Genomic DNA, 23,445 nt, shown 5'->3' on the forward strand with positions numbered 1-23,445 from the left:
CCCTTCTGTGGTTCGTGTCGCGAGCCGATCAGGCGGCGATGGTGGCAAGCTGTTCGGCCTTGCGGCGACGCATCGCGCCACCGACCACGCCGAAGCCCAGGATCATCAGCGCCCAGGTGGCAGGCTCCGGCACAGCGCCGCCCGCAGCGCCGGAGCCGAAATTGTCTGCCGCGGCCGCGCCGTAGAAGCCAAGGCCGATTCCGGTGCCGCCGGGAGTATAGCGATAGTCATACGTGTAGACCTGCTGCGTGCCGCCAGTCGGATCGATCGTCAGCGTCGCGACGGTTCCCACGAATGACGCGGTGACGTGTGCGGAGGTGAAGGTACTGTTGAGGCTGCTAAAGATACCGGTAGAGTTATTATTGCCGGTATAGAAGCCGTAGGTGTTGAACGCGCCGCCGCCGTTGTTCTGCACCTTGATGAAATAATTGTCCCCCGCGCCATAGCCGAGCACCGCCGCGATATAGCTGGTGCCGCTGGTCAGCGATGACAGATCGAAGCTGACGGTGTTGCCCGATCCGCCGTTGAACGTCGCGAGTGACAGGCTTGAACCGGTCGCCTTGCCATCGACGATTGACGAGCTTCCGGACTGCTGGGTCCAGCCCGAACCGAGCGTCGCGGCGTCGGGACGGTTGAAATCATCGAGCGTCGCCGCGCCTGCTGCGGTGGAAAGCATGGTGGCGGCCGCAAACGCGACGGCAACAAGATTCTTCTTCATCGCTACATTTCCCTGTTGTGACGAGAAGACCGCATAAGCAACTTACGACATGCTTCAAATCGTATACTTGTTGTTAATGATGCTGGCATTTCCCATATTGACACATGATTACCCTGGCTTAGCAGTCGACCACCATCACCCCAACCCGAACGGCACCACGCAATTCGCTTGCGTATGCCCGATCTCGGCATGCCCCAGAAACGGCACCCCCATGTCGCGACACCAGCGCTGCAGCATCGCATCGAGCGGCTCGCCCCATGGCGGGTCATTCTCCTTGACGTCGCTCACCGCGCCCAGTCGCACCCCGGCGATGCCGCGCAACTGGGTGGCGTTCGCCATCGTGAACAGCATCCGATCGATATTGTAGAGCGGCTCGGACACTTCCTCGATCAACAGCACATGGTCGGCGAGGTCTGGCAGCCACGGCGTGCCGATCAGGCTGTTGAGTATCGCCAGGTTGAATGCCACCGCTGGTTTGGTGCCCAGCCCCGGCTCCAGCCCCTGCCGATCGCCGGTCAGCCAGCCCAGGGTGCGCGCGATCGTGCGATCGCCGCCGTCGCGCAGCGCGTCGATCGGCATCGGCCCATGCGCCGGCCGCCCGATCCGCCGCGCGTAGAGCGCCGCGAGCATGAAGCCCATGTCCGAATAGCCGATATAGGCCTTGCTCCGCGCCGCCGCCGAAAGCTGCGGCATCGCGGCGGCGAGAATGCGGTTCGAGCCATATCCACCGCGACCAAACCAGATCGCGTCGAACGCGGCGTCGTTGGCGAATTCCACGAACGCCGCCGCGCGGCGCGCGTCCGGCCCGGCGAAATGGCCGCCGTCGCTTTCAAAACATTGCGGGTGGAAGACGAGATCGACCGCGGGATAGGCGAGCGCCGCGAATGCCGCGGTGCGCTCGGCGGCAAGTGGATCGAGCGACTTTGCCGGCGAGACGATCCCGATGCGCACTGATCCAAAACCCCGCTGACGGTTGAGCCAATTCCCGATCCGGGATAGCGCCGCACGATGCACGACGCCAACCTCGCAGCCACGCGTTACTTCCTCGTCGGGATCGGCGGATCGGGCATGATGCCCCTCGCGATGATCCTCGCGGGCCGTGGGGCAAGCGTCGCCGGATCGGATCGCTCGCTCGATCAGGGGCGCGTGCCCGCCAAGTTCGACGCGCTGAAGGCGCTGGGGATCGCGCTGCACCCGCAGGACGGATCGGGGATCACCACGCCCGACCAGATCGTCGTCGCCTCGGCGGCGGTGGAGGCGACGGTGGCCGATATCGTCGCGGCGGAGCGGCTCGGCTGCCGGCGCCTGTCGCGCGCGGCGCTGAACGCGCGGCTGTTCAACGAAAGCGCGCTGCCGATCGGCGTCGCCGGCACCTCTGGCAAATCGACCGTCACCGGAATGATCGCGACGATCCTGCACGCGGCCGGGAGAGATCCCACGGTGATGAACGGCGCGGTGATGAAGGATTTCGCCGCGCCCGATCGCCCCTTCGCCAGCGCCTTGGTCGGCGCCGGGGATGCCTATGTCAGCGAGGTGGACGAGAGCGACGGATCGATCGCGCTCTATGCGCCGCGCATCGCGGTGCTCAACAACGTCAGCCTCGATCACAAGTCGCTGGACGAGCTCAACCAGTTGTTCGGCGATTTCATCGGCAAGGCGGCGCACGCGATCGTCAACATCGACAATCCCGACGCGGCGACGCTCGCCCTCGCCGTGCCACGCGGGCGGGTGACCAGCTTCGGTATCGCGCACGATGCCGATCTGCGCGCCACCGATATCGTCGAGGAGCCGTTCGCGGTGCGCTTCATGCTGGGCGGCGCGCCGGTCCGGCTTGCGGTGCCGGGGCGGCATAACGTGTCGAACGCGCTCGCGGCGATCGGCGCGGCGATGGCGGCGGGGGTGACGCTGGAACAGGCGATCGCCGGGGTCGAGCGCTTCACCGGGCTCAAGCGCCGCTTCGATCTGGTCGGGCAGGCGGGCGGCGTCGCGGTGATCGACGATTTCGGGCACAACCCGGACAAGATCGCCGCAACGCTCGATACGCTTCACGCCTTCCCCGGCCGATTGCTGGCGCTGTTCCAGCCGCATGGCTACGGCCCGCTGAAGGTGATGCGGCGCGAACTGGTGGCGATGTTCGCGGAGAAGCTGGCCCCGGGCGATCACCTGGTGCTGCCCGATCCCGTCTATCAGGGCGGCACCGTCAATCGCGAGGTGACGAGCGCGGATATCGTTCGCGATATCGCGCAGGCCGGTGCCGATGCGCGCCATATCGCGGATCGCGACGCGGCGGCGGCGCATCTTGTGGCCACGGCGCGTCCGGGCGACCGCATCGTGGTGATGGGTGCGCGCGATGATACGCTGCCGCTGCTCGCGGCGAGGATGGTGGAGGCGCTGGCTGCTCACAAAGCCGGTTGACCTGCAATCCTGGCACCGCTTGATCGGCTGTATGACGAGCGGGGCGGGTAGCGCTTCCCATGCCCGCATCCTAGATACGCCGTCATGCGCCCTCGTCTCGCTTTCCGCCACACTCCGGGCACCGGCCCGACCGTGATCTTCCTGCCCGGCTACGCCTCCGACATGGAAGGAACGAAGGCGGTTGCGCTGGAACATTGGGCAAAGGCGCGCGGACAGGCATATCTCCGTTTCGATTATGGCGGCTGCGGCGCGAGCGAAGGCACGTTCGAGGAGCAATCCTTCGCCGACTGGCGCGACGATGCGCTGGCGATGATCGACGAGGTGGCGCATGGCCCGGTGGTGCTGGTCGGCTCCTCGCTCGGCGGCTGGATCATGCTCTCCGTCGCGAAGTTGCGGCCCGATCGAGTCGTCGGTTGCGTCGGCATCGCGCCCGCGCCGGATTTCACCGATTGGGGCTTTTCCACCGACGAGAAGATGCGCCTGCTTCAGGAAGGGCGGATCCGGCGCGCCAATCCCTACGGCCCCGAACCGACCGTCTATACCGCCCGCTTCTGGCAGTCGGGCGAGGCCAACCGCCTGATGTTCGGCGAAATACCGATCGATTGCCCGGTGCGGCTGGTGCAGGGGCAGCGCGATCCCGACGTGCCGTGGCACCGCGCAGGGCGGCTGGCGGAACTGCTCCGTTCAGCCGACGTGCAGACCGTGCTCATCAAGGATGGCGACCACCGCCTGTCGCGCGATGGCGATATCGCGCTGATCGTTCGCGCGGTGGAGGAAGTGCTCGGATGATCGCGATGCTCGCGCTGCTGCTCGCCGCCGACGATCCGGCCACGCGTTGCCTGCCGCTGTCGCGCGCCGATCCGGTCGCGGCGGAGCGGATGGCGGAACGCTGGTCGCTTTCCGGCGGGGCGGCGAAGGCGAAGCAGTGCCTCGGCCTAGCGCTCACCGAACAGGGGCGGTTCGGCGAGGCGGCGGCGGCCTTTGCCGATGCCGCGAGACAGGCGGAAGCGGCGCACGATACGATGGCCGCGACCTACTGGGCTGAGGCCGGCAATGCCGAACTCGCGGCGAACCAGCCCGCCAGGGCGCGCACCGCGCTCGATGCGGCGCTCGCGGCCGGAACGTTGCAGGGAATGGAGCGCGGCGAGGCGCATCTCGATCGTGCCCGCGCGCTGGTCGCCGTCGGCGATCTGGCGGCGGCGCGCACCGATCTTGACGACGCCACGCGCGACGCGGCGGACGATCCGCTGGCCTGGCTGCTCTCCGCCACGCTCGCGCGCCGAACGAACGATCTGCCGCACGCCAGGCTCGCCATCGCGGAGGCGCTCAAGCGCTCGCCGGATGATGCGCAGGTGCAGCTCGAGGCCGGCAACATCGCCGCGCTTTCGGGCGATGCCGCCGGCGCCAGAACCGCATGGAACGCGGCGCACCGGATCGCCCCCACCGCCCCGGCGGGGGTTGCGGCGGCGCAGGCGCTGGCCCAGTTTGAGGGCGAAAAGCCCGCGAAATGACCCCACCGCAACGGGAGCCGAGCATGAAATATCTCCACACGATGATCCGCGTGAGCGATCCCGACAGGACGATCGCCTTCCTCGAGGTGCTCGGGCTGAAGGAGGTTAGGCGGATGGAGAATGCCGCCGGGCGCTTCACGCTCATCTTCCTTGCCGCGCCCGGAGACCTGAACGCCCCCGGCGAGCGCGCCGAGGCGGAGGTTGAGCTGACCTACAACTGGCCGACCGAGGGCGAAGCGCCGGAAACCTATACCGGCGGCCGGAATTTCGGCCATCTCGCCTATCGTGTCGATGATATCTACGCCACCTGCGAGCGGCTGATGGCGGCAGGCTATACGATCCACCGCCCGCCGCGTGACGGCCACATGGCGTTCGTGAAAACGCCCGACGGTATCTCGATCGAGCTGTTGCAGGAAGGCGTGCTGCCGCCGCAGGAGCCGTGGGCATCGATGGCCAATACCGGAACTTGGTAATCCCCATGCGCGCGTCGGACGATTTCTTCACCTCGCTCGGCGCGCGCTGGCCCGTCATTCAGGCGCCGATGGCGAATTTCGCCGATTCGGCGCTTGCGATCGCCACGATCCGGGGCGGCGGGGTGGGATCGCTCGCCGGCGCGATGTTCGCGCCGGACCGCTTACTGGCCGAAGTGGCCACGGTGCGCGCCGCGGCGCCGGGTCCGCTCAACCTCAATTTCTTCTGTCACGCGCCCCCGCCCGACACCGACGAGAGCGCCTGGCGCGCCACACTCGCGCCATTCTACGCGCAAGAGGGCGTGCGCGATGACCCGGCGACCACGCCCGTGCGTCGCGCGTTCGATGCCGATGCCGCCCGTATCATCGAGGAGGTCAGGCCGGAGATCGTCAGCTTCCATTTCGGATTGCCTGATCCCGCGCTGCTCGCCCGCGTCCGCGCGACCGGCGCGCGGGTGACCGGCAACGCCACCACCGTTGCCGAGGCGCGCTGGCTGGTGGCGGCGGGCTGCGATGCGATCATCGCGCAAGGATTCGAGGCCGGTGGCCATGCGGGCTACTTTCTCGCCGATCATCGCCCGGTCGGCACGTTCGCGCTGGTCCCGCAGATCGTCGACGCGGTGGGCGTGCCGGTGATCGCCGCCGGGGGGATCGCCGATGCGCGCGGCGCGGCGGCCGCAATCGCGCTGGGCGCGTCCGGGCTTCAAGCCGGCACCGCCTATCTGCTCACCCGCGAGAGCAACGCCAGCCCCGTGCATCGCGCCGCGCTGGCGGCGGCGGGGAGCGAGGGCAGCGTTTTCACCAACGTCTTTTCCGGCCGGCTCGCGCGTGGCCTGCGCAACCGCCTGATCGACGCGATCGGCCCGGTGAACTCGTCGGCCCCACCCTTTCCGCTCGCCGGCAGCGCGATCGCGCCGCTCCGCGCCAGCGCGGAGGCCGATGGCCGCGGGGATTATTCGCCGCTGTGGGCAGGGCAGGCCGCCCCGCTCGCGCACATCCGCAGCGCCGCCGACCTCACCGAAATGCTGGGCGCCGCTGCGCTCGCCGCCCGAAGGAGCCTTGCATGACGAACCGCCTCGACGTGATTCGCGTACCCGTCCTCAGCGACAATTACAGCTGGCTCGTCCACGATCCCGACACCGGGGAGACGATGGTGATCGATCCGGGCGAGGCGCAGCCCGTTCTGGATGCCGCTGCCACGCGCGGGTGGACGATCACGCAGGTGTGGAACACGCACTGGCATCCCGATCATGTCGGCGGAAACGGGGCGATCGTCGCCGCGACCGGCGCGATCATCACCGGCCCCGAAGCGGAGCGGGCGAAGATCGGCCATCTCGATCGCGGGGTCGGTGAGGGCGATGTGGTGACGCTGGGCACGCACGAGGCTGTGGTGTTGGCGGTGCCGGGTCACACCGCGGGCCACATCGCCTTTCACTTCGCGGGCGACGGCGCGGTGTTCACCGGCGATACGCTGTTCGCGATGGGTTGCGGACGGCTGTTCGAGGGCGATGCGGCGCAGATGCTGGCGAATATGCGCCGCTTCGCCGCGCTGCCGGATGAGACGCTGGTCTATTGCGGACACGAATATACCCAGTCGAACGGCCGCTTCGCACTGGTGGCGGAGCCGGATAACGACGCTATCCGTGAGCGGATGGTGGCGGTGGATGAAGCGCGCGCGGCGGGCGAGGCCACCGTGCCCACCACGATCGGGCTGGAGCGCGCCACCAATCCCTTCCTGCGCGCGCCCGATGCCGCGACGCTCGCGGCGCGGCGCCACGCAAAGGATGAATTTCGCGGCTGATGTCGCTATATCGTCGGGTGCGGGGCCGAAGGAGTTGATACCATGCGTATGATCCTCATTCCACTGGCCGCCGCCGCGATCGGGGCGGGCGCGATCGCCATTGCCGCCCCGGGCAACCGGAATGATCGCGCGGCCGCCGATGAAGCCGCCTTTCAAAAGGAGGTATCCGGGCTTGTGCCGGGCAAGCCGGTTGACTGCATTGGCACCCGCCTCAACAACGGCTCGGTAAAGGCGATCGGTTCGCGGCTGATCTACCGCATCAACAGCAAGCGGGTTTACGTCAACGAGACCAACGGCGGCTGCGAGGCGGTCGCACGCGGCGACGCGCTGGTCACCCGGCAATTCTCCACGCAATTGTGCCGCGGCGATATCGCGCGCACGGTGAACATGCCCGCGCGGATCGACAGCGGCACTTGCACGATGGGCAGTTTCATACCCTATCAAGCACGCTGAATTTCCGGCAGAGACCCGATCATCACGGGCCGCGCGATCGCTTGCACGGCAAGCTGGCGGCCCCTCGTTCGGAGATCATGAATGACCAATGAAACCGAAGCCGATCTGACCTGCATTGCGGCGCGCGTATCGCCCCGGCCGGAAATCGAAAAGATCGGCGGCCGCAAGCTCAAGCCGTCGACGCTGATGATGGGGCACGGCTATGATCCGGCGCTGTCCGAAGGCGCGCTGAAGCCGCCGATCTTTCTCACCTCCACCTTCGTCTTCCCCAATGCCGCTGCCGGAAAGCGTCATTTCGAGGGGGTCACCGGCAAGCGGCCCGGCGGCGCCGAGGGCTTGGTCTATTCACGCTTCAATGGCCCGAATCAGGAGATTCTGGAGGATCGCCTGGCCATCTGGGAAGAGGCCGAGGATGCGCTCGCCTTCTCCTCCGGCATGTCGGCGATCGCCACGCTGTTTCTGTCGATGGTCGAGCCGGGTGACACGATCGTCCATTCCGGTCCGCTCTATGCCGCCACGGAAACGCTGATCGGCCGCATCCTCGGGCGGTTCGGGGTCAAATGGCTCGATTTCCCGGCCGGCGCGACGCGCGAGGAAATCGACGCGGTGATGAAGGAGGCGGCGAAGGGCAAGGTCGCGCTGATCTATCTGGAAAGCCCCGCCAACCCGACCAACGCGCTGGTCGACGTGGAGGCGGTGGCGGCGAGCCGGGATGCGATCTTCGCCGACGCCGAGGCGAAGCCGCCGATCGCGATCGACAACACCTTCCTGGGCCCGCTGTGGCACAAGCCGCTGCGGCATGGCGCGGATATCGTCGTCTATTCGCTCACCAAATATGCCGGCGGCCACAGCGATCTTGTCGCCGGCGGGGTGCTGGGCACGAAGGCGCACATCAACACGATCCGGCTGATGCGTAACACGATCGGCACGATCTGCGACCCCAATACCGCGTGGATGCTGCTGCGCAGCCTGGAAACGCTGGAACTGCGCATGAGCCGAGCGGGCGAGAACGCGGAGAAGGTATGCGCCTTCCTCGCCGATCATCCCAAGGTGGAACGTGTCGGCTATCTCGGCTTCCTGGAGGGCGGGAAGGATGCGCGCCAAGCCGATATCTATCGGCGCCACTGCTCCGGCGCAGGCTCCACCTTCTCCTTGTACCTCAAGGGCGGCGAGGCCGAATCGTTCCGCTTCCTTGACGCGTTGCGCATCGCCAAGCTGGCGGTGAGCCTGGGTGGCACGGAAACGCTGGCGAGCCATCCCGCCGCGATGACGCATCTGTCGGTGCCCGATGCGCGCAAGCAGGCGCTCGGGATCACCGACAATCTCGTCCGTATCTCGATCGGCGTGGAGGATGCGGACGACCTGATCGCCGATTTCGCCCAGGCGCTCGACGCGATCTGATCGCAACGGCGGGGCGGGGAAGCACCCCCGCCCCGCTATTTAACGCGAGCGACTTAATCCCTCTTCCCTCTTGGGCTTTGACACGGCATCCTGCGCATCAACGCGGCGATGACCGCGCACGGAGAGCGAAGAGAATGGCGAAGCGAATCGCAGTGGTCGGCGCGGGCATGGGCGGGCTGTGCGCCGCAATCCTGGCGCGACAGGCCGGCCATGATGTGACCATCTACGAACATGCCGATTCGGTCGGCGGCACCTGGCGCGCCAATCGCTACCCCGGCGTCGCCTGTGACGTGCCGGCGATCCTCTATCAGTTCAGCTTCGCGCCCAATCCGATGTGGAGCCATCACTACGCCCGCGGGCCGGAAATCCACGCCTATACCAAGTCACTGGTGGATCAATTCGGGCTGGCCCCGTCGCTCCACCTTAACGAAGGGGTGACGAAGGCGACGTGGGACGAGGAGACGCGGCAGTGGACGATCGAGACTGAAAAGGGCGCGACCGGGGCGTTCGACGTGATCGTACCGGCGCTGGGGCAGCTCAGCCGCCCGACTTTTCCCGATATCGCCGGTGTCCACGATTTCGCCGGCGCGAAGTGGCACGCCGCCGACTGGCCCGAATCCCCCGATCTCAAGGGCAAGCGCGTGGGCGTGATCGGCTCGGCGGCGAGCGCGGTGCAGCTCATCCCCGAAATCGCCAGGGAAGCCGGGCATCTCGTCGTGTTTCAGCGGACCGCCAACTGGTGCGTCCCGCGCAACGACGTGCCGCTGACGCCCGAGGCCAAGACGCTGCTCGCCACCAATATCGACGTGGCGATGAAGCTCGGCGCGATGCAGCGCCAGATGATCTTCGATCAGGCGGACAATTTCTCGTGGCAGGCGTTTCAGTGGACGCCGGAGGGCCGCGCCGCGTCCACCCGCACCGCGCTCGATCATCTCGAGGCGCAGGTGCCGGACGCGGAGCTGCGCCGCAAGCTCACCCCCGATTATCCGATCGGCTGCAAGCGCATCCTCATCACCGACGATTTCTATCCCGCGCTGATGCGCGACAATGTGACGCTGGAAACCGCGCCGATCGAGCGGATCGAGGCTGGCGGTGTGCGCGTGGCGGGTGGATTCCACGATCTGGACGTGCTGGTCTTCGCCACCGGCTTCGAGACGACACAATGGAATTGGTCGATGGCGGTGACGGGCAAGGGTGGGGAGACGCTTGCGCAGCGCTGGCAGGACGGGCCGGAAGCCTATCTCGGCATCATGGTCTCGGGCTTCCCCAACATGTTCATCCTCTATGGCCCCAACACGAACCTCGGCCACAATTCGATCAGCTTCATGATCGAGGCGCAGGTGAACTACATGCTCAGGACGCTTGCCGCGCTGGAGAATGAAGGCGCGGCGGCGGCGGATGTCACGGCGGAGGGGCAGCGGCGCTTCTATCAACGGATCGAACAGGCGTTGTCCGCCACCGTGTGGGCCGATCCGCATTGCAACAGCTGGTACAAGGCTTCGAACGGGCGCATCTATCAGAACTGGTCGGGCAATTGCGCCAGCTACGCCGAGGCGACCGCCACCATCGATCGGGAGGAAGTGGCCTTCGCCTGAAGGCTCAGGCCGGCTCCGCGAACGTCGCGATCGATACGCCCGGCGGCATCGGAACGCGGCCGACGAGATGCCGCTCCAGCCGGAAGATCGTCTCGAACAGGCGGTTGAGCGGCGCGGGCGGCGGCGTGTCGTCGCTGTCGTCGCGGCCGGTGATGCGGCCGGCTACCCGCGCGCCCGCCGCGAGCGGAAACAGCAGGGAATTGAAATAGCCCAGCTTGCGCGGCTTGAGCCCGGCGTCGGTGATCGCCTTCGCCAGCGTCGCCTTGGAATAGCGGCGATGGTGGTGGTTCACCACGTCGTGTGCGCTCCACATCCATTGATGCGCCGGCACGGTAATGAGGATGCGGCCCCCCGGCGCGAGCCGCTCGCGCATCGCGCGCAGCGCCGCTACGTCATCCTCGATATGCTCCACCACGTCGAGCACGGCGATCAGATCATAATGCGCCTTGGGCACCCCCGGCAGCACCGGCAGCGGCGCCTCGCCCACGTCCCTGCCCAGCCGCTGGCTCGCGATCGCGCGGGCGGCGGGGTCGATCTCGATCGCATCCACCTCGCCGAACTGCGCCAGCATCGGCAGATTGTGCCCGGTGCCGCAGCCGATCTCCAGGATCTTCGCCTGTCGCGGCAGCCTGCCTTCGCGCGTGATGAAGTCGGCGAGGATGTCGCGGCGGGCGCGATACCACCAGTGCGTGGAATCGTGCGCCGCCATGCGGTCATAGATTACGCGATCCATATCAAGCGAACACCAGCCAGCGATTGAGGATGAAGGTGAAGATCGTCGCGAGCGCGACCGCCGGAAGCAGCGGCGCCCATGCCGGGAAACCCAGCCACGCGGTGCCGATCCAGGTGATGACGGCGTTGAGCGCCATGCCCGACGCCTGCACCGCGACGAACTTCACCTGCTGCGCGGCGCCGGGCTGGCGCGTGCCGTGCCCCCTGAAGCTCCAGCGGCTGTGCAGGAAGAACCCCGCCGTCACCGCCACGGCGAACGCGAACGGCACCGCATAGACGGCGTGCGCGCGGGAGAAGACGAAGAAGGTGAGCGGCAGATAGACCGCCGAATAGATCACCGTCGACAGGCCGCCCGCGATCCCGAAACGCACCAGTTGCCAGAATATCTCGCGCGTGCGCGGTGATCGGAAATGCCTGCGAACCGCTTCCACGCCTTGCCCTTTGCGCCGGCCGCGATACAGCGGCGAACCGGCATTTCACCGCCCCGGCGTCTAGAGGCACCGGAGCCATGAGGAAAGTCCCCTTTGACGATGCGCGACGCACGGTCGTTTCTGCCGGCACTCGACAGGCACTGGCTCCGCCTCACCCTGCTCGCATGGGCGGTTATCGCGCTCTGGTATGTGATCCAGCGCTGGGCGGCGATCCACTGGCTGTCGCTGGGCGACACCGACGACAATATGCGCCTGATGCAGGTCCGCGCGCTGCTCGATGGCCAGGGCTGGTACGATCTGCGCAATTACCGGCTCAATCCGCCGGGCGGCTTCAACATTCACTGGACCCGCCTGGTCGATCTGCCGATCGCCGCGCTGATCCTGCTGTTCCGTCCATTCCTCGGCACCGGCGAGGCGGAGCGGCTTGCCTGCGGCATCGCGCCGCTGCTGCCGCTGTCGCTTGCGCTGGTGGGGCTGGCGGCGACGACGCGTCGGCTGATCGCGCCGGTCGCATGGCCGCTGGCGATCGTGTTCATGCTCTGCTCGACGGTCGCGCTGATGATGTTCATGCCCGAGCGCATCGATCATCACGGCTGGCAGCTCGCCATGCTTAGCCTGACGCTGGCGGGGCTGTGCGATCCGAAAGGCGCGCGCGGCGGCGCGGTCGTCGGCATCGCCAGCGCGGTATCGCTGACGATCGGGCTGGAAATGCTGCCTTACGCGGTGATCGCCGGCGGGATCATCGCGCTCCGCTGGGTGTGGCAGGTGGAGTCGCGTGATCGGCTCACCACCTATGCGTTGACGATCGCGGGCGGATCGGCGGCGGGCTATGCCGCCTTCGCTTCCTACGACAATCGCGTGGCGCGATGCGACGCGCTGACCCCGGTGTGGCTCTCCGTGATGGTGCTGGCGGGCGCGTTCCTGCTCGTCATGGCGATGCTTTCCCCCCGTCGCGCGGGCGTGCGGCTGACGCTGGCGGTGATCGCCGGTGCAGTGATCGCGGGCGCGTTTGCGCTGGTATTCCCGCAATGCCTCGGCCGCCCGGAGCAGGTTTCGGACGAACTATATCGCAACTGGCTCGGCAATATCCGTGAGGCGAAGCCGATCTACCAACATGCTTTCCGCATCGGCTTTCCCGTCGCGGCGCTGCCGGTGATGGGGCTGATCGGCGCGGGAGTGGCGACATGGCGCGCGCGGCGGACCCCGGAGCTGCTGATCGGCTGGGCCTGCGTCGCGCTATTCGCCGCCTTCGCCTGCGCGATGTTGCTGTGGCAGATCCGCGCGGGGCCAGCGGCGCAGATGCTGGCGGTGCCGGGCGTCGCCGCGCTCGCATGGCTGATCTTCCCGTGGCTGCTCGGCCATCATTCCGTGTTCGTGCGGGTGTTCGGCACGGTTGGCGGTTTCGTGATTATCTCCGGTCTGTTCTCGGGCCTCGCCTTGCGCTGGTTCGATATCGACAAGCCCAGCCCCTATGTGAACCGCGTCAACAAGGCGTCTGGCCGGTGCGTCACGCTGCCCGCGATGCAGCCGCTGGACAAGTTGCCGGCGCAGACGATGTTCACTTTCGTCGATCTGGGGCCGCGCCTCATCACGCTGACGCATCATTCGGCGATTGCCGGGCCCTATCATCGCAATGGCGATGCGATCCTCGACGTGCAGCATGCCTTCAGCGGATCACCCGAGCAGGCCCGCGCGATCATGAAGCGCCATCGCGCAACGCTGTTGCTGGTCTGCCCGAACATGGCCGAATCGACGATCTACCGCTCGCGGGCGCCGCACGGCTTTTACGCCCGGCTGGCCAGTGCCGAGAAGTTTCCGTGGCTCACGCCGGTGCCCCTGCCGCGTAATTCGCCGCTGCGGGCGTTCCGCATCGATTGAGCGGGCGGCGCTCGCTCAACGCAGCTGCGATTGAATACCGTCGATCACGAACTGTACCGCGAGCGCGGCGAGCAGCACGCCGAGCAGCCGCGTGATCACGGCCTCGATCTTCGGCCCCAGCACGCGCATCAGGCTCCCCGCCGCCAGCAGCGCCGCGAGCGTAAGCCCGAGGTTGAGCCACATCGCGCCAAGCACCACCAGGCTGCGCTCGATCCCGTCGTTGCGCGCCATCAGCAGCATGACCGATGCGATCGATCCCGGCCCCGCGATCATCGGCATCGCCATCGGGAAGATCGAGACGTCCTCCGCCTCCGCCTGCGTCACCTTCGCCGCGCGATCCTCGCGCCGCTGGGTGCGCTTCTCGAATACCATCTCGAGCGCGATCAGGAACAGCATGATCCCGCCCGCGATACGGAAACTGGCCAGTTCGATGCCCAGGCCATGCAACAGCTTCTCGCCGAACAGCGCGAAGATCGTCAGAATGACCGCCGCCACGCCGACCGCGCGGATCGCCATCGCGCGGCGATGCACCGCCGTCGCCCCGGCGGTCAGCCCGGCGAAGATCGGTGCGCAGCCGGGCGGATCGATCACCACGAAAAACGTGGCGAACGCGGAAATGAACAGCTCGATCATCGCGGCGCGCTCAGATGTCGAACGCCACGCCCTGCCGCCGGCACGCCGAAACCAGCGTGTTGCGGAGCAGGCAGGCGATCGTCATCGGCCCGACGCCGCCCGGCACCGGGGTCATCGCGGCGGCGACGTGCGCGCAGGCCGGATCGATATCTCCCACCAGCCCCGCTTCGGTGCGGTTGATGCCGACATCGATCAGCGTTGCGCCCGGCTTGATCCAGTCCGCCCGCACCATGCCGGCGCGCCCCACTGCCGCGACGACGATATCCGCGCGGCGGACCGCATCCGGCAGGTCGCGCGTGCGCGAATGCGCGACGGTCACGGTGCAGCTTTCGCGGATCAGCAGCTGCGCCATCGGCTTGCCGACGATGTTCGATCGGCCGATCACCACCGCATCCAGCCCGGAAAGGTCGCCCAGCTCGTCCTTGAGCAGCATCAGGCAGCCGAGCGGCGTGCAGGGCACGAATCCCTCTAGCCCGGTCGCCAGCCGCCCGGCGTTGACGGGATGAAAGCCGTCGACATCCTTGTCCGGGTCGATGCGGGTGATGACGTTGCGCTCGTCGATATGCGCGGGGAGCGGCAATTGGACGAGGATGCCGTCCACGGTCGGATCGGCATTGAGGCGATCGACCAGTGCGATCAGATCGGATTCGCTGGTGGCTTCGGGCAGGCGATGCTCGAAACTCTCCATCCCGGCGGCAAGCGTGGCCTTGCCCTTGGAGCGGACATATACGGACGAAGCGGGATCCTCACCCACCAGCACCACGGCCAGCCCGGGCTTGCGCCCGCCTGCGGCCAGTAACGTCGCCGCGCCTTCCGCCACGCGCGCGCGCAGCCCGGCGGCGAATGCTTTTCCGTCGATTGTTTTTGCAGTCATGGGCCGTCGCCATAGAGCGCGCGGGCGCGTTCGGCCAGCGCCTGCGCATCGCCGCCGATCTTCACCCGCTTCAATCGGGCATTTTCGCCGGCGATGATCCGCACATCGCGCCTGGCCACCGAGAAGGATTTGGCGATCAGCACGATAAGCGCCGCATTGGCGGCGCCGTCGACCGGCGCTGCCGCAAGCCGGGCGGCAAGATGGTCAGCCGTGCCGGCCGTCAGCGCATCGTATCCGCCACGGGGCGTGACCCGCACCGACAGGACGATGCCGTCGGCGATCTGCCTCCAGCCGGTCAGGCGCCGCCCGTCACGACGCTGATGGCGATATTGCCGAGAACGATGCGCAGGATCGCGATCAGCACCAGCACCGCCGCCGGCGCCAGATCAAGCCCGCCGAGGTTCGGCATGATGCGCCGGATCGGGCGATAGAGCGGTTCGGTCAGGCGATCGAAGCCATATGCCATGCTGCGCACGAAATTGGACTGCATGTTCACGACGTTGAACGTGATGAGCAGCGACAGCACGAATTGAATGACGATGATCCACCATGCGACGTTCAGCAGCACCTGCAGGATCTGGATGATGGTGAGCGTCAGCACGCGTGCCCTCTCATTGGTTGATATGTGGCACGTGCCTAGCCCAACCGGGCACTCGCCGACAATGGGGCGCACGCGCACGCTCCATGCGGCAACGCCATAAGAAAAAGCCGCCGGCCGATGGCCGACGGCTTCGTCTCAATGATTGCCCGAAGGATCAGGCGGCGTAGGCAACGCTCACGCGGCGGCGGCGCATCGCGCCACCGATCGCGCCGAAGCCCAGGATCATCAGCGCCCAGGTCGCCGGTTCCGGCACCGCGCGCGCCAGATTGTCGAACTCGAACGAATTCGACGACGAGGTGAAGGTCGCACCGGTGATGAGCGGGCCGCCATTGGCGTTGTACGAAACGACGCCGTTGGTCTCGCCGCTGATCTGGCTGCCGCTCGGGAAGGACAGATCGTTGATGATCTGGCCGCCGATGTAGGTCAGCGACGAATTGTCCGCGAAGTGCAGCGTCAGCGTGTTGTAGGTGTCGAGCGAGCCGAGCACGAACGAGAAGATCGAGGTCGCCCCGAAGTTCACCGTCCAGGTCCCGCTGCCGAGCACCGAACCGAAGTTGCCCGTGCTGCCATAGGCAGGACGCGCGCCGTTACCGCCGGAAGAACCGAGCGCCAGCGCGCCGGTGCCGCCCGGCAGGGTCGAACCATCGGCGAAGCTGTCGAAGTTCTGGAAAACGGTCGTCCCGGCGGCGGTGGCACCGGAGCCACCAGCGAACGAGACGGTCGGCGCCGCCTGGGCGCTTACCGAGGTGGCGGCGAGCGCGACTGCGCCCAGAATTGCATAATTCTTCATAAACCTGCTCCCACTGTTGCAAACACGAGCGCCAGGACCCTGAATGTTATTATGCGACTCGGCTTATTGTTGGCCTACGCGATTTTCAAAAATCCGAATAGTACGTTAACGACAGCCACGCCCAAAATGGGACACTTCTGCTAGCGCCGGATCAGCGTTCCCGCGCCGCGCCGCGTGAAAATCTCCAGCAGCATCCCGTGCGGCACCCGCCCGTCGAGCACGACGGCGGCATCCACGCCCGATTCGACGGCTGCGACACAGGTTTCCAGTTTGGGGATCATTCCGCCCGAAACCGTGCCGTCGGCGCGCAGCCGCGCGATATCGTCGGGCTTCAGATCGGTCATGAGATCGCCCTGCTTGTCCAGCACGCCCGCCACATCGGTGAGCAGGAAGAAGCGTGACGCGCCCAGCGCCGCGGCGATCGCGCCCGCCATCGTGTCGGCGTTGATATTATAGGTGTGGCCGTCCGCCCCGGCGGCGATCGGGGCGATCACCGGGATGATCCCGTCGCGCACCAGCGAATCGATCAGCCGCCGGTCGACCGCCACCGGCTCGCCGACGAAGCCCAGATCCACCTTGCGTTCGATGCCCTGCAGCGGGTCCGGCTGATTGCGGCCGACCTTCTCGGCCTGAACCATCCCGGCATCCTTGCCAGAGATCCCCACCGCACGGCCACCGGCGCGGGAAATCCAGCCGACGATTTCCTTGTTGATCGATCCCGCCAGCACCATTTCGGCGACCTGCGCGGTTTCGGCGTCGGTAACGCGCAGGCCATCGACGAAGCGCGATTCGACCCCCAGCCGCTTGAGCATCGATCCGATCTGCGGCCCGCCGCCGTGGACGACGACCGGGTTTATGCCCACCGCCTTGAGCAGCACGACATCCTCGGCGAAATCGCGCTGCGCTTCCGGATCGCCCATCGCGTGGCCGCCGTATTTCACGACGAACGTCTGCCCGGCATAGCGCTGGAGATAGGGCAGCGCCTCCACCAGCGTTTCGGCCTTGGCGAGCAGATCGGGCGCGGGGGAATGATCGGTCATGCGCGCGCGCTTACGGGCGAAAGCGCCATCGCTCAAGCCGCGCGATCAAGCTTCCGCCCCAGCGCCACGAACAGGTAGATCAGCGGCGGCACCAGGATCACCGACAGCGTGACCTTGGCCAGCATCTGGCCCAGCAGCAGCGCCCCGATCGGAAACACGCCCCAGAAGGCGATGGTCACGAACAGCAGCGTGTCGACGATCTGGCTGAGCACGCTGGCGATGCCGGCACGCAGCCACAGCAGCCGCCCTCCGCCGCCCTCACCCTTGAGCTTGGCGAAGATCGTGACGTTCAGCGTCTGCGAGGTGCCGTAGGCGACGATGCCGCCCAGCCAGATGCGCGGCGTGCCCGTCATCATCATTTCGAACGCGGAAAGCCGTGCCGGGTCCATCTCGGGCGAGGCGGGCACGGCGAGCACCACCAGCGTCAACAGCAGCGAGACGATCAGCGGGATGAAACCGATCCGCACCAGCCGTGTCGCGATCGCCGCGCCATGCAGTTCCGCCACCGCGCTGGATGTGACCACCAACAACAGAAACGCGAAGATCCCCGCCTCCACCGCAAGCGGCCCGAGCGCGACCTGCTTGTTGCCCAGCACGCCCGCGATGCAGACCATGCCGCCGTAGAAGATGGATAGGGCGAAAAGCGAAGGCGGGATGCCACGGGAAGCGTTCATCGCGCCGTGCTAACAGAGGCGCGCGCGGGATGCGATATCGATCGACCCGCCGGCCGCTATCACCGGGCCGGTCGCGCGCGCCGCCCCGATCACAGCGCGAGCGTCATGAAGCGGTTGTGTCGGCTCGGCGGATAACCGCCAAACGGCCGGCAATCGACAAAGCCCGCCGCTTCATACATCCGGTTCGCCGCGTCGAACATCGGCGCGGTGCCGGTCTCCAGGCTGACGCGGGCCAGCCCCTCCGCCCGCGCCAGCGCGATCAGATGCGCGAGGATCGCCCGCGCGACACCGCGGCGCAGGTGCGCGGCGGCCGTGCGCATCGATTTCACCTCGGCGTGATCCGCATCGAGCCGGCGCAGCGCGCCGATGCCGAGCAGTTCCTCGCCCTCCCACATCGCCCAGAACGAGATATCGGGGCGATCTAGCGCCGCCGCGCCCATCGCATGCGCGTTATCCACCGGGGTGGCGCCGCGCGCCTCGGCAAGGTGGTGCGCGATCAGCGCCTGCACGCGCGGATCGCTCAGCCCACCGGCGCGCAGCTCCATCCGCGTCAGATCGCGTCGATCATGCCGGCCAGCGTCTCCAGACACGAGACGGCAAGGCGGCGCGAGCGCTCCGCGCTCCAGCCGAATTCGGCATCGGCGTTCGGTGCGTGATCCTTGAACGGCATCTCCAGCGTCACCGATACCGCGCCGAAACGCTCGGCCAGCTGGTTGGTGGACATGGACAGATTGGCCTTGCCCGGCGCGGATTTCTCATAGCCTTTCTCGGTCTGGAAATCCGGCGTCGCGGCCGCGAGCCGGCGGCCGAATTCATAGAATTTCGCGCCATGCGCCTCGGTCCAGGAAGGAATGCCCTCGAACCCGGCGATGAAGTTCGCGGCGATCGCCTCATCACCATGCACGTCGATCGCGAAATCGACGCCGGTTTCGTCCATCGCCTGCAGCACGCAGCGCACTTCCGGGCTGCGCTCCGGCGTCGGCGCATGCCATTCGCGATTGAGGTTCACGCCGGCCGCGTTGGTGCGAAGGTGCCCGCGCCGCGTGCCGTCCGGGTTCATGTTGGGCACGACATGCACCGTCGCCTGGGCTAGCAGATCGCGCGCGGCATCGCTGGTCAGCCAGTCGAGCGCGCCGTCCATCCACCATTCGGCCATCGATTCGCCAGGGTGCTGGCGAGCGTAGAGCCACACCTGTTTCGCGCCGCTGCCGACGCGGAAATAATCGATCGGCTGGCCATCGAGCGACAGGCCCAGTTCGCGATGGGTAACCCCGGGGCGCCGGGCGATGCGCGCGATCAGGTTCGCATGCATCTCCATGGTAAAGGGCGCGAAATAGGCGAACCATGCCACCTGCGCATCGCCCCGCCATTCAAACTCCAGCACGCCATTGTCGTAACGCGTCGGGATCATCCGCCACGTCTCGCGATCGACCGAAACGCGCGCCTGATAGCCCGGCCAGCCGAACGGATAGGCCGAGCCGCCGGCGTTCAGGATACGGAACGTCGCGGGCTTTCCTTCCAGCCCGGCGGCGCGGAAATAGAACCATTGATAGAAATCGGACTGGTGATCCTTCACGATCTCCAGATCGATCCGATCGCCGTTGATGCCGATGACGCGAATGTTGCCGCCATCGAAGGCGGAATTGATGCTGAGGGTCATTTCACCTCGATAGTCCGCCCGCTTTCGCCGGGAAAGCCCGTGAACAGCGCGCGCGACAATCGTTCCGCGATCCCCTGGGTATCCACATTGGGCGCGCTGGTGTCGGTCAGTGATTGTGCCTGCCCCTCCCACACGGCGTCCGCGCCGTGGCGGATGCGCACCGACAGCTCGGTGACGATGCCCACGCGGTCGCGCTGGCCACCGATCGGGAAGCTGACACCGCCGCCCAGCCCTACGCCGCCGTTGCGCCCGCCGCTGAACGATCCGCCCCCGATACCGATCGAGAACGGCGAACGCTTGGGCGGCAGCGGGCGCTCGGCGCGGCTGAAGGCGACGGTGGCGAGATAATCGCCGCGCGTGCCCGGCGGCGGGCTGGTAAAGCCGGCCCGCAGCAGCTCCGCCTCCACGGCGGCGGCATAGGTCTTGTATTCGATGCTCGCGACGCTCCCGCCCGGCAGCGGCTCCACCGTGATCGTGCCGCGCTGCGCCACCGCATCGTAATGATAGCGTGACACCTGAACCGGGAAGGAAGTCGGCGCGGTCGCGCATCCGGCCAGCCCGACCGTCCCGAGCGCGATCACCATTGCGACGAATTTACTGCGCATCTACCGAATCCTTATATCTGCGACACCGTAACGCACATGCTTCGTCGCGCGCTCCGGCTTGACTTGCAAGGCCCCGAGCACTAGGCGGCCACGCTTTCACCAGAACCCCGTATTCAAGAAGCGAATCCACCATGAAGATCCGCAACAGCCTGAAGTCGCTCAAGGACCGGCATCGCGATAACCGCGTGATCCGCCGCCGCGGCCGTACCTATGTCATCAACAAGACGAATCGTCGCTTCAAGGCGCGTCAGGGCTGAACCAGCCCTTTGGGGGAAGGCGAATCGTGCCCAACCCCGGCAGCGTCGTTTTCGATGTCGGCCACGTCCTGTATGATTGGGACCCGCGGGTCCTGTATCGGCGCCTCATCCCCGATGATGAGGCGCTTGACGTGTTCCTGGGCGAAATCTGCACGCGCGAATGGCATTTCCAGCATGATGCCGGGCGCGATTTCGCGGATACGTCCGCCGAGCTGACCGCGCGCCATCCTGAGCATGCCGATCTGATCGCCGCTTGGGGGCCACGCTTTTCGGAACAGATTCCGGGGCCGATGCCCGGCATGGCCGAGCTGGTCGCCGATCTCGATGCGGCGGGCGTGCCGCTCTACGCGATCACCAATTTCAGCCACGAATTCTTCCCGCCCTTCCGGGACAGGGAAAGCGCGCTGTTCGATCGCTTCCGCGCTATCGTCGTGTCCGGCGCGGAAAAGCTGACGAAGCCCGATGCCGCCATCTACCGCCTCGCGCTCGATCGATTCGGGATCGCCGCGGCGGACGCGGTGTTCGTCGATGACCGTCAGGATAATGTCGATGGCGCGGCGGCAGTGGGAATGCACGCGCTGCTGTTCACCGGCGCCGCGCAATTGCGCACCGATCTCAGGGCGCTCGGCTTTCCGCTCTAACGGGTCGGCGCGCGCCGCCATTTAATGCTTGCGTGGATCCGCGCGAACCCGTAGCGGCCGACTACCGGGAGTGATGTTATAGTATCACATTGGGAGTCGCCATGCGACCTTCGCTCCTTGCCGGCATTGCGTTTCTTGCTCTCGTCCCGGGTGCCGCCCTAGCCGAAACCACGCCGTCCGACGACGGCGGCGGGACCACCCCCAAGGATATCGTCGTCACCGCCAAGCGGCTGGATGACGCCCGCGCGCATATCCAGCCGAGCCTTGGCGCGACCAGCTATGGCGTCGATGCGGCCGCGATCCAGAACCTGCCCGGTGGCGACAACCAGCAATTCAACCAGATCCTGCTCCAGCTTCCCGGCGTGGTGCAGGACGGCTTCGGCCAGTTCCATGTCCGCGACGATCACAACGGCCTGCAATATCGCATCAACGGCACGGTGCTGCCCGAAGGGCTGGCGGTGTTCGGCCAGACGCTGTCGCCACGCCTCGTCAGCAAGGTCGATCTGCTCACCGGCGCGCTCCCGGCGCAATACGGGCTGCGCAGCGCCGGGATCATCGACATCACCACCAAGAGCGGGATGTTCCAGAACGGCGGCAGCGTGTCGATCTACGGCGGCAGCCACGACACGATCGAGCCAAGCTTCACCTATGGCGGATCGAGCGGACAGACGAACTATTTCGTTTCGGGCGATTATCGCCATGACGCGCTGGGAATCGAAAGCGTCGATGGCCGCTCGAACCCTATCCACGATTCGACCGATCAGTATCAGGCCTTCGCCTATGTCGATCACATCATCGACGATCATAACCGGGTGTCGTTCGTCGGCGGCTATTCGAATCAGTGGTTCCAGATTCCGAACCCCGCCGGGCAGCAGCCGGGCGGCCAGTGGAGTGTCGGCGGCCAATCGGCCTTCCCCAGCGAAAAGCTTGACGAACGGCAGCTGGAGCGCACCGGCTTCGGCCAGCTGAGCTGGCTGCATGACGATGAGCCGCTGACGGTGCAGGCATCGCTCTTCGCGCGCTATTCCTCGCTCGCCTATCGTCCCGATGTGCTTGGCGAACTGTTGTTCAACGGGCAGGCGCAGGCGGCGTTCAAGCAGGATCTGGCGCTCGGCGGGCAGGTGGACGGCGTCTATCATCTGGGCGCGGCGCATACGCTGCGCGGCGGGCTGCTGCTGATCCACGATCACAGCACGAGCAACACCACGACGCACGTCTTTCCCGTCGTCACCGATCCGGCGTCGCCCGATGTCGGCGCGCAGGCGGGCGAGCCGGTTTCGATCATCGACAACAGCTCGGCGAACGCCACGACGTTCAGCGCCTATCTCCAGGACGAGTGGAAGCTGTCGCCGGCACTGACGCTTAATTACGGCGCGCGCTACGATCGCTTCGCCGGTTTCCGCACGGAGCAACAGCTCAGCCCGCGCGTCAATCTGGTGTGGCAGCCGGATTCCTCGCTCGCCGTCCATGCCGGATACGCGCGCTATTTCGTGCCGCCGCCGTTCGAGCTGGTCGGCACCGCCAGCCTCGACAAATTCGCCGGCACCAGCGCCGCGCCGATCGTGACGCTGAACACCACGCCCTTCGCCGAGCGTCAGCATTATTTCGACATCGGCTTTCAGGCGAAGCCGAGTGGCTCGTTCACCTATGGCGTCGATGCTTATTACCGCATCTCGAAGAACCTGATCGACGAAGGGCAGTTCGGCGCCCCGATCATCCTCACCCCGTTCAATTACGCGCAGGGGCGGATCGGCGGCGTCGAGGCGAACGCGACCTATTCACATGGCGGCTGGAACATCTACGCCAATTTCGCGGTGGCCAAGGCCAAGGGGCGCGACATCATCTCCAGCCAGTTCGCATTCGCGCCGGACGAGCTGGCCTATATCGCCAACCACTATATCTACGTCGATCACGATCAGACCTACACCGGCTCGGCGGGCCTCACCTATACGTTCAAGCACGGCGTGCTCGCGCAGACCGCGCTTGGCGGAACGATGACCTATGGCTCCGGCCTGCGCACCGATCTGGTCCTGCCCGATGGCAGCGACGTGCCCAATGGCGCGCATCTGCCCGGTTACGCCCAGTTCAATCTCTCCGCGAGCCATCATTTCACCGGGCCGAACCTCGATGTGCGGCTCGATATCATCAACGCGCTCGATCACATCTATGAGATCCGCGACGGCAACGGCGTGGGCGTCGGTGCGCCGCAATATGGCCCGCGCCGTGGCTTGTTCGTCGGGCTCACGAAGAGCTTCGGGGGATAAG

Annotated in this window: 27 protein-coding genes; 13 read left to right on the top strand and 14 right to left on the bottom strand. The window is 66.6% G+C overall.

What is annotated here, in order from left to right; all coding sequences use genetic code 11:
* Positions 1-28: 28 nt before the first annotated feature.
* Together FFS35_RS00965 and FFS35_RS00970 are read right to left on the bottom strand one after the other, a co-directional pair.
* Positions 29-718, bottom strand: coding sequence for a PEPxxWA-CTERM sorting domain-containing protein (locus tag FFS35_RS00965; protein ID WP_137785241.1), 690 nt, complete (start codon positions 716-718; stop codon positions 29-31).
* 135 nt (positions 719-853) lie between these two features.
* Complete coding sequence (locus FFS35_RS00970) at positions 854-1,669, bottom strand: LD-carboxypeptidase (protein ID WP_137785242.1); 816 nt, start codon at positions 1,667-1,669, stop codon at positions 854-856.
* A gap of 57 nt (positions 1,670-1,726) precedes the next feature.
* Here FFS35_RS00970 and FFS35_RS00975 point away from each other — a divergent pair, with 57 nt between their 5' ends.
* The 9 genes from FFS35_RS00975 to FFS35_RS01015 all read left to right on the top strand — a co-directional run bounded on the left by FFS35_RS00975 (position 1,727) and on the right by FFS35_RS01015 (position 10,364).
* Positions 1,727-3,133 carry a Mur ligase family protein gene (locus FFS35_RS00975; RefSeq protein ID WP_137785243.1) on the top strand — a complete coding sequence of 469 codons (1,407 nt, stop codon included), beginning with the start codon at positions 1,727-1,729 and terminating at the stop codon, positions 3,131-3,133.
* A gap of 84 nt (positions 3,134-3,217) precedes the next feature.
* Entirely contained in the window at positions 3,218-3,922 is a 705-nt protein-coding gene (locus tag FFS35_RS00980; protein ID WP_137785244.1) for an alpha/beta hydrolase, read from the top strand.
* Complete coding sequence (locus FFS35_RS00985; RefSeq protein ID WP_137785245.1) at positions 3,919-4,644, top strand: tetratricopeptide repeat protein; 726 nt, start codon at positions 3,919-3,921, stop codon at positions 4,642-4,644. The genes FFS35_RS00980 and FFS35_RS00985 overlap by 4 nt, the downstream gene beginning before the upstream one ends.
* A 23-nt stretch (positions 4,645-4,667) precedes the next feature.
* Complete coding sequence (locus tag FFS35_RS00990) at positions 4,668-5,117, top strand: VOC family protein (RefSeq protein WP_137785246.1); 450 nt, start codon at positions 4,668-4,670, stop codon at positions 5,115-5,117.
* Positions 5,118-5,122: 5 nt separating this feature from the next.
* On the top strand, positions 5,123-6,181 hold the full coding sequence (locus FFS35_RS00995; RefSeq protein WP_137785247.1) for a nitronate monooxygenase family protein: 1,059 nt from the start codon (positions 5,123-5,125) through the stop codon (positions 6,179-6,181).
* Positions 6,178-6,915, top strand: a complete 738-nt coding sequence (gene gloB / locus FFS35_RS01000; RefSeq protein WP_137785248.1) for a hydroxyacylglutathione hydrolase — start codon at positions 6,178-6,180, stop codon at positions 6,913-6,915. Before FFS35_RS00995 ends, gloB begins: the two co-directional genes overlap by 4 nt.
* 42 nt (positions 6,916-6,957) lie before the next feature.
* Positions 6,958-7,368, top strand: a complete 411-nt coding sequence (locus FFS35_RS01005) for a hypothetical protein (protein ID WP_137785249.1) — start codon at positions 6,958-6,960, stop codon at positions 7,366-7,368.
* Positions 7,369-7,449: 81 nt separating this feature from the next.
* Positions 7,450-8,769: a cystathionine gamma-synthase family protein gene (locus FFS35_RS01010; protein WP_137785250.1), complete on the top strand. Its 1,320-nt coding sequence runs from the start codon at positions 7,450-7,452 to the stop codon at positions 8,767-8,769.
* A 134-nt stretch (positions 8,770-8,903) separates the two neighbouring features.
* Positions 8,904-10,364 carry an NAD(P)/FAD-dependent oxidoreductase gene (locus FFS35_RS01015; RefSeq protein WP_137785251.1) on the top strand — a complete coding sequence of 487 codons (1,461 nt, stop codon included), beginning with the start codon at positions 8,904-8,906 and terminating at the stop codon, positions 10,362-10,364.
* Positions 10,365-10,368: 4 nt separating this feature from the next.
* On the opposite strand, the gene FFS35_RS01020 is transcribed toward FFS35_RS01015, so the two are convergent.
* Together FFS35_RS01020 and FFS35_RS01025 are read right to left on the bottom strand one after the other, a co-directional pair.
* Positions 10,369-11,097, bottom strand: a complete 729-nt coding sequence (locus FFS35_RS01020; RefSeq protein ID WP_137785252.1) for a class I SAM-dependent methyltransferase — start codon at positions 11,095-11,097, stop codon at positions 10,369-10,371.
* A gap of 1 nt (position 11,098) precedes the next feature.
* Positions 11,099-11,527 (bottom strand): GtrA family protein, encoded by a 429-nt coding sequence (locus FFS35_RS01025; RefSeq protein ID WP_249341374.1) that lies wholly within the window; start codon positions 11,525-11,527, stop codon positions 11,099-11,101.
* 99 nt (positions 11,528-11,626) lie between these two features.
* Between FFS35_RS01025 and FFS35_RS01030 the strand changes: the two genes are divergently transcribed.
* A complete protein-coding gene (locus FFS35_RS01030; protein ID WP_137785550.1) occupies positions 11,627-13,405 on the top strand; it encodes an AcrB/AcrD/AcrF family protein in 1,779 nt (592 codons plus the stop codon).
* Between the two features lie 15 nt (positions 13,406-13,420).
* Here FFS35_RS01030 and FFS35_RS01035 read toward each other — a convergent pair whose 3' ends face one another.
* The 10 genes from FFS35_RS01035 to FFS35_RS01080 all read right to left on the bottom strand — a co-directional run bounded on the left by FFS35_RS01035 (position 13,421) and on the right by FFS35_RS01080 (position 20,282).
* Positions 13,421-14,038 carry a MarC family protein gene (locus FFS35_RS01035; protein ID WP_137785253.1) on the bottom strand — a complete coding sequence of 206 codons (618 nt, stop codon included), beginning with the start codon at positions 14,036-14,038 and terminating at the stop codon, positions 13,421-13,423.
* 10 nt (positions 14,039-14,048) lie between these two features.
* Positions 14,049-14,912, bottom strand: coding sequence for a bifunctional methylenetetrahydrofolate dehydrogenase/methenyltetrahydrofolate cyclohydrolase FolD (gene folD / locus FFS35_RS01040; RefSeq protein ID WP_137785254.1), 864 nt, complete (start codon positions 14,910-14,912; stop codon positions 14,049-14,051).
* Entirely contained in the window at positions 14,909-15,211 is a 303-nt protein-coding gene (locus FFS35_RS01045) for a DUF167 family protein (protein WP_283214512.1), read from the bottom strand. Before FFS35_RS01045 ends, folD begins: the two co-directional genes overlap by 4 nt.
* Positions 15,208-15,513 carry a YggT family protein gene (locus FFS35_RS01050; protein ID WP_137785256.1) on the bottom strand — a complete coding sequence of 102 codons (306 nt, stop codon included), beginning with the start codon at positions 15,511-15,513 and terminating at the stop codon, positions 15,208-15,210. The genes FFS35_RS01045 and FFS35_RS01050 overlap by 4 nt, the downstream gene beginning before the upstream one ends.
* A 154-nt stretch (positions 15,514-15,667) precedes the next feature.
* Positions 15,668-16,303, bottom strand: coding sequence for a PEPxxWA-CTERM sorting domain-containing protein (locus tag FFS35_RS01055; protein ID WP_137785257.1), 636 nt, complete (start codon positions 16,301-16,303; stop codon positions 15,668-15,670).
* 140 nt (positions 16,304-16,443) lie between these two features.
* Positions 16,444-17,343, bottom strand: coding sequence for an acetylglutamate kinase (gene argB, locus FFS35_RS01060; protein ID WP_137785258.1), 900 nt, complete (start codon positions 17,341-17,343; stop codon positions 16,444-16,446).
* 32 nt (positions 17,344-17,375) lie between these two features.
* Positions 17,376-18,017, bottom strand: coding sequence for a queuosine precursor transporter (locus tag FFS35_RS01065; RefSeq protein WP_137785259.1), 642 nt, complete (start codon positions 18,015-18,017; stop codon positions 17,376-17,378).
* Positions 18,018-18,106: 89 nt separating this feature from the next.
* On the bottom strand, positions 18,107-18,562 hold the full coding sequence (locus tag FFS35_RS01070) for a GNAT family N-acetyltransferase (protein ID WP_137785260.1): 456 nt from the start codon (positions 18,560-18,562) through the stop codon (positions 18,107-18,109).
* Between the two features lie 5 nt (positions 18,563-18,567).
* Positions 18,568-19,677: a M14-type cytosolic carboxypeptidase gene (locus FFS35_RS01075; RefSeq protein ID WP_137785261.1), complete on the bottom strand. Its 1,110-nt coding sequence runs from the start codon at positions 19,675-19,677 to the stop codon at positions 18,568-18,570.
* On the bottom strand, positions 19,674-20,282 hold the full coding sequence (locus FFS35_RS01080; protein WP_137785262.1) for a hypothetical protein: 609 nt from the start codon (positions 20,280-20,282) through the stop codon (positions 19,674-19,676). Before FFS35_RS01080 ends, FFS35_RS01075 begins: the two co-directional genes overlap by 4 nt.
* Positions 20,283-20,413: 131 nt before the next feature.
* Here FFS35_RS01080 and ykgO point away from each other — a divergent pair, with 131 nt between their 5' ends.
* From ykgO to FFS35_RS01095, 3 genes are all read left to right on the top strand, one after another.
* Entirely contained in the window at positions 20,414-20,539 is a 126-nt protein-coding gene (gene ykgO, locus FFS35_RS01085) for a type B 50S ribosomal protein L36 (protein WP_003046794.1), read from the top strand.
* Positions 20,540-20,565: 26 nt separating this feature from the next.
* Positions 20,566-21,180: an HAD family phosphatase gene (locus FFS35_RS01090; protein ID WP_137785263.1), complete on the top strand. Its 615-nt coding sequence runs from the start codon at positions 20,566-20,568 to the stop codon at positions 21,178-21,180.
* A gap of 101 nt (positions 21,181-21,281) precedes the next feature.
* On the top strand, positions 21,282-23,444 hold the full coding sequence (locus tag FFS35_RS01095; RefSeq protein WP_137785264.1) for a TonB-dependent receptor: 2,163 nt from the start codon (positions 21,282-21,284) through the stop codon (positions 23,442-23,444).
* Position 23,445: the final 1 nt, after the last annotated feature.

Origin of the sequence: Sphingomonas sp. 3P27F8 (assembly GCF_005502745.1) — a bacterium.
GTDB lineage: Bacteria > Pseudomonadota > Alphaproteobacteria > Sphingomonadales > Sphingomonadaceae > Sphingomonas.